Here is a 4968-nt window from a genome sequence, read left to right as displayed (position 1 = left end):
AGCGCGGCGTGGTGGCCGCCGCGAGCTACGAGGCGCGGGCCTTCGGGGTGCGCTCGGCGATGCCCTCGGTGACGGCGCGCCGGCTCTGCCCGGACCTGGTGTTCGTGCGCCCGCGCTTCGAGGTCTACCGCGGCATCTCGGAGGAGATCCGGACGGTGTTCTCCGAGCACACGCCGGTGATCGAGCCGCTCTCCCTCGACGAGGCCTACCTCGACGTCACCGAGAACCTGCAGGGCCTGCCGACCGCCACCGCCGTCGCCCGGGCGATCCGCACCACGATCCGCGCGCGCACCGGACTCGTCGCCTCGGCCGGCGTCTCGTACAACAAGTTCCTCGCTAAGGTCGCCTCGGACTACCGCAAGCCCGACGCGCTGTTCGTGATCACCCCCGAGATGGGCCCGGCCTTCGTCGAGGACCTCGCCATCGGCCGCTTCCACGGCATCGGCCCGGTGACGGAGGCGAAAATGCGCCGCCTCGGCATCCACACCGGCCGCGACCTCAAGGCCCGCTCGCTGGAGGATCTGGCCGCCATCCTCGGCAGCGCCGCCCCCTACTATCACGGGGTGGCCCGCGGCATCGACGAGCGCCCGGTGCGGGCGCACCGCATCCGCAAGTCGATCGGTGCCGAGAACACCTTCTCCGACGACAGCGCCGACCTCGAAATCCTCGCCGAGCGCCTCGCGCCAATCCTCGACAAGGTCGCGGCGGCCTGCGCCGCCAAGGGTCTGCGCGGCCGGACCGTGACGCTGAAGGTGAAGTTCTCCGACTTCGCGCAGGTCACGCGGGCGCGCTCCCTGGCGGCCCCCGTCGGCGACCGCGCCAGCCTGGAGGCGATCAGCCTGGGCCTGCTGCGCGACCTCCGCCCGCTCCGGCGCAGCGTGCGGCTGCTCGGCGTCTCGCTCTCGGCCCTCGACCACGGCGACGCCGCGGAACCGCTGCAGCTCGGCCTGGCGATCTGAGGCGTCGCCGCGATCGTTCGATCGGGATCGCCGGCGCCGCGGTCATCGGGTCGCGCCTGCGTCCGCGGCGCCGCGCCCTATCTCGATGGGAAGCGACACCGGGAGCAGCCAACCATGACCGACGATCCCCGCGAGGCCGGAGCCCGGCCCCCCTTCCCCGGCGACCAGCAGCAGGAGCGGCCGGGATTGTCGTCGCGGATGACCCCCGCCCCCGATCACGGCGAGCACAGCTACGTCGGCAAGGGGCTGCTGACGGATCAGGTCGCGCTGATCACCGGCGGCGATTCCGGGATCGGCCGCGCGGTGGCGATCGCCTACGCCCGCGAGGGCGCCGACGTGGCGATCTCCTACCTGCCGGTCGAGCAGTCCGATGCCGAGGAGACGGCGCGCTGGGTCGAGCAGGCCGGGCGCCGCGTCCTGCTGCTGCCGGGAGACCTGCGCGAGGAGGCCCATTGCCGCGACCTCGTCGCCCGCACGGTGGCCGCGTTCGGGCGCCTCGACGTCCTGGTCAACAACGCGGCCGCGCAGACGATCAACGAAGGGCTCGACGACGTGACGGCGGAGGACCTCGAGGGCTCGTTCCGCGCCAACGTCTTCGCGATGTACTACCTCGCCCAGGCGGCGGTGCCGCACATGAAGCCCGGCTCGGCGATCGTGAACTCGACGAGCCAGCAGGCCAAGGTCGCCGACAAGACGATGCTGATCTACGCCGCCACCAAGGGCGCGATCGCGAGCCTGACGATCGGGCTGTCGAACCTGCTGGCGCCGAAGGGCATCCGGGTGAACTGCGTCGCGCCCGGCCCCGTGTGGACCCCGATCCAGCCGATCGTGAAGAGCCCCGAGCAGATCGAGCAGCTCGGGGCCGACACGCCCCTCGGCCGCGCCGGGCAGCCGGCCGAGCTCGCCCCGGCCTACGTGCTGCTGGCGTCCCGCGAGGGCAGCTACATGTCCGGCGCCCTGGTGCCCGTCACCGGCGGCACGCCGATGTACTGACGCACGAGGCGCGGCGATCCGGAACGGAGCGCCGCGCCTGCGATTGACGGCGGAACCCCCGCGGGGCCGGACCGCCCCGCCATCGGAGCCAGATCCATGTCGAAGATCATCGCCGCCACGTTCGAGACCCGCCGCGACGCCGAGATGGCGGTCGAGCACCTCGTCCAGGAGCACAAGATCGACCGCAAGGCCGTGACCATCGCGCCGGTCTCGGACGAGAACAGCGCCGGCACCGAGACCGCGGGCGCCGACATCGAGGACGGCCGCGTCGAGAAGACCCACACCGACGGCGAGCCGAAGCTCGCCGGGCGCCTCAAGGTCTTGGCCGAGGTCGAGCCGGCGCTCGCCGACAAGGTCGAGTCCTCGTTCGCGACCTACGGCGGCCAGGCCGCCTGAGCCGGAACGACGCACCATGCAGCCCCCTTCGACCGCCCGGGCGACCGCACCGCGCACCGTCGAGGGCGTGAGTCCCCCACCCGTTCGGAAAGGGACAGGGTTTTCCGGAAAGGCATCTCATCGGAGCGGAACGCGATCGGCCCCCACCGGCCCCGCCCCGTCATTCCGGGCTCTGCTGCGCAGCCCCGGGATGACGGGGCGGGGCCGGATGAGTTTGGCTCGAGGCCGGGACGATGCGTGAAGACGATCGGCCTCCGTAGCGAGAAGTGGCGCTACCCGTGCGTGAACTTCGGCGCGCGCTTCTCGACGAAGGCGGCCATGCCCTCCTTCTGGTCCTGGGTGGCGAACATCGCGTGGAACACCCGCCGCTCGAAGCGCACGCCTTCCGTGAGCGTGGTCTCGTAGGCGCGGTTGACCGCCTCCTTGGTCATCATCGCGATCGGCTTGGACATGCCGGCGATGGTCTCGGCGACCCGCATCGCCTCCGCGACGAGCCCGTCGGCGGGCACGACCCGCGAGACCAGCCCGGCCCGCTCGGCCTCGGCCGCATCCATCATCCGGCCGGTCAGGCACATCTCCATCGCCTTGGCCTTGCCGACGAACCGGGTCAGCCGCTGGCTGCCGCCGATTCCGGGCATCACCCCGAGCTTGATCTCCGGCTGGCCGAACTGCGCGGTGTCGGCGGCCAGGATCAGGTCGCACATCATCGCGAGCTCGCAGCCGCCGCCGAGCGCGAAGCCGGCCACGGCCGCGACGATCGGGGTCCGCAGGGCCGTGAAGCGCTCCCAGTCGGCGAAGCGGTCGCCGGCATACATCTCGGCATAGGTCGCCGCCTGCATCTCCTTGATGTCGGCGCCGGCGGCGAAGGCCTTGGCCGACCCGGTGATCACGATGCAGCCGATCCCCGGATCGGCATCGGCGGCGGTCGCCGCCGCGATCAGCGCGCGGGTGAGTTGCGCGTTGATCGCGTTCAAGGCCTTGGGCCGGTTCAGGGTGATGAGCCGGACGCGCCCGTGCGTCTCGATGAGGATCGTCTCGTCCCCGGTCAGATTCTCCGGCATGGTCAAACCTCCTCGCGCGGTCCGCGCAGCATCTGGACGATCGCCGAGAAATCCTGCCCGCCGTGGCCTTGCGCGTCGAACCGGGCATAGAGGCGCTCGGCCTCGGCGCCGAGGGGCGTCGCGGCGCCGGCGGTGCCGGCGGCTTCTTGCGCGAGGCGCAGGTCCTTCAGCATCAGGGCGGCAGCGAAGCCCGGCCGGTAGCCGGTGTTGGCGGGCGAGGTCGGCACCGGCCCCGGCACCGGGCAATAGGTGGTGAGCGACCAGCACTGCCCGGACGAGACCGAGGCCACGTCGAACAGGGCCTGCTGCGAGAGCCCGAGCTTCTCGCCGAGCGCGAAGGCCTCGCACACGCCGATCATCGAGATGCCGAGGATCATGTTGTTGCAGATCTTGGCAGCCTGGCCGGCGCCGGCCGCGCCGCAATGGAACACGCTCCGGCCCATCCGCTTCAGGATCGGCTCGGCGGCGGCGAAGGCCTGTTCCGAGCCGCCGGCCATGAAGGTCAGCGTCCCGGCCTTGGCGCCCCCGGTGCCGCCGGAGACCGGCGCGTCGATCGCGGCGCAGGAGCGCGCCTCGGCCAGGGCGTGGGCCTGGCGGGCGCTCGCGACGTCGACCGTCGAGGAATCGATCAGCAGGGTGCCGGCGGGGACCGCTCCGGCGACCTGCGACCAGACCTCGACCACGTGCCGACCGGCCGGCAGCATCGTCACCACCGCGGACGCGCCCTCGACCGCCTCCAGCACCGAGCCGGCGACGGCGACGCCCTCGGCCCGCGCCGCCTCCAGCGAGGCCGGGGCGAGGTCGAACCCGCGGACCGCGTGCCCGGCGCGGACGAGGTTGGCCGCCATCGGGCCGCCCATGTTGCCGAGCCCGATGAAGGCGATGGTCTGGGGCCGCGTCGTCATGGGTTCCTCCCGTATGTCTCTCACGGCGGCGCTCTGCGTGGAGCACGACCGATCCTTGTTCCTTGCTCCCATCCACCCCCTCATCCTGAGGTGCCGGAGCGAAGCGGAGGCCTCGAAGGAGACATCCAGGTCGCGCTGCGATCCCTGGAGCCCTCCTTCGAGGCCCGCTGGCGCGGGCGCCTCAGGATGAGGGAGCAGGGGGGGACAAGACGTCGTCCGGCACCGAAAAGACCGGGGCCGCCCGCGGCGCGAGCCAGCCGGCGATCCGTTCGGGGTCGACCGCGTCGAGGGTCGGCGGCGACCAGCGCGGCGCCTTGTCCTTGTCGATCACCGCCGCGCGGATGCCCTCGCGAAAATCCCCCTCCGCCAGCAGGGCGAGGGACGCGTGGAACTCGCGCTCCAGGCAGGCCTCCAGCGTCGTCGCCGCGCGGCCGAGACGCAGCAGGCGCAGCGTCAGCACGAGGCTCGACGGCGACTTCTCCAGCAGCGTCGCGCGCGTCCGCCCGGCGAATTCGGAGCCTTCGGCGGCGAGCGCGGCCAGGATGTCCTCGACGCGATCGTGCGCGAAGCAGCGGTCGATGACGGCTTGCGCCGCGGCGAGCGGGGCCGGCCCCGGCGTGACGGCGCGCGCGTCGATCGCCGCCCGGACGGTGG

6 protein-coding genes are annotated in these 4968 nt (G+C 72.5%); 3 read left to right on the top strand and 3 right to left on the bottom strand.

From position 1 onward, the window contains the following. The 3 genes from dinB to FV230_RS24495 all read left to right on the top strand — a co-directional run. Nucleotides 1-959 (top strand): DNA polymerase IV (dinB, locus tag FV230_RS24505; protein ID WP_147844250.1); only part of this gene is annotated, 959 nt, incomplete at its 5' end. Nucleotides 960-1073: 114 nt separating this feature from the next. Next, nucleotides 1074-1952 (top strand): SDR family oxidoreductase, encoded by an 879-nt coding sequence (locus FV230_RS24500; protein ID WP_147844249.1) that lies wholly within the window; start codon nucleotides 1074-1076, stop codon nucleotides 1950-1952. 96 nt (nucleotides 1953-2048) lie between these two features. Then, on the top strand, nucleotides 2049-2348 hold the full coding sequence (locus FV230_RS24495; RefSeq protein ID WP_147844248.1) for a hypothetical protein: 300 nt from the start codon (nucleotides 2049-2051) through the stop codon (nucleotides 2346-2348). 272 nt (nucleotides 2349-2620) lie between these two features. On the opposite strand, the gene FV230_RS24490 is transcribed toward FV230_RS24495, so the two are convergent. The 3 genes from FV230_RS24490 to FV230_RS24480 form a co-directional block, all read right to left on the bottom strand. Then, nucleotides 2621-3409, bottom strand: a complete 789-nt coding sequence (locus FV230_RS24490; RefSeq protein WP_147844247.1) for an enoyl-CoA hydratase — start codon at nucleotides 3407-3409, stop codon at nucleotides 2621-2623. Between the two features lie 2 nt (nucleotides 3410-3411). Then, complete coding sequence (gene mmsB / locus FV230_RS24485) at nucleotides 3412-4314, bottom strand: 3-hydroxyisobutyrate dehydrogenase (RefSeq protein WP_147844246.1); 903 nt, start codon at nucleotides 4312-4314, stop codon at nucleotides 3412-3414. Between the two features lie 181 nt (nucleotides 4315-4495). Beyond that, the coding region (locus FV230_RS24480; RefSeq protein WP_187275610.1) for an enoyl-CoA hydratase/isomerase family protein at nucleotides 4496-4968 on the bottom strand (473 nt) is incomplete at its 5' end.

Origin of the sequence: Methylobacterium sp. WL6, from assembly GCF_008040095.1 — a bacterium.
Taxonomy (GTDB): domain Bacteria; phylum Pseudomonadota; class Alphaproteobacteria; order Rhizobiales; family Beijerinckiaceae; genus Methylobacterium.
This window is presented reverse-complemented; position numbering and strand designations above follow the sequence as displayed.

What these genes read in the sequence shown, in the direction of transcription:
- FV230_RS24500 (WP_147844249.1), top strand. Translation starts at nt 1,074, where the DNA reads ATGACCGACGATCCCCGCGAGGCCGGAGCCCGGCCCCCCTTCCCCGGC.
- FV230_RS24495 (WP_147844248.1), top strand. Translation starts at nt 2,049, where the DNA reads ATGTCGAAGATCATCGCCGCCACGTTCGAGACCCGCCGCGACGCCGAG.
- FV230_RS24490 (WP_147844247.1), bottom strand. Translation starts at nt 3,409, where the DNA reads ATGCCGGAGAATCTGACCGGGGACGAGACGATCCTCATCGAGACGCAC.
- mmsB (WP_147844246.1), bottom strand. Translation starts at nt 4,314, where the DNA reads ATGACGACGCGGCCCCAGACCATCGCCTTCATCGGGCTCGGCAACATG.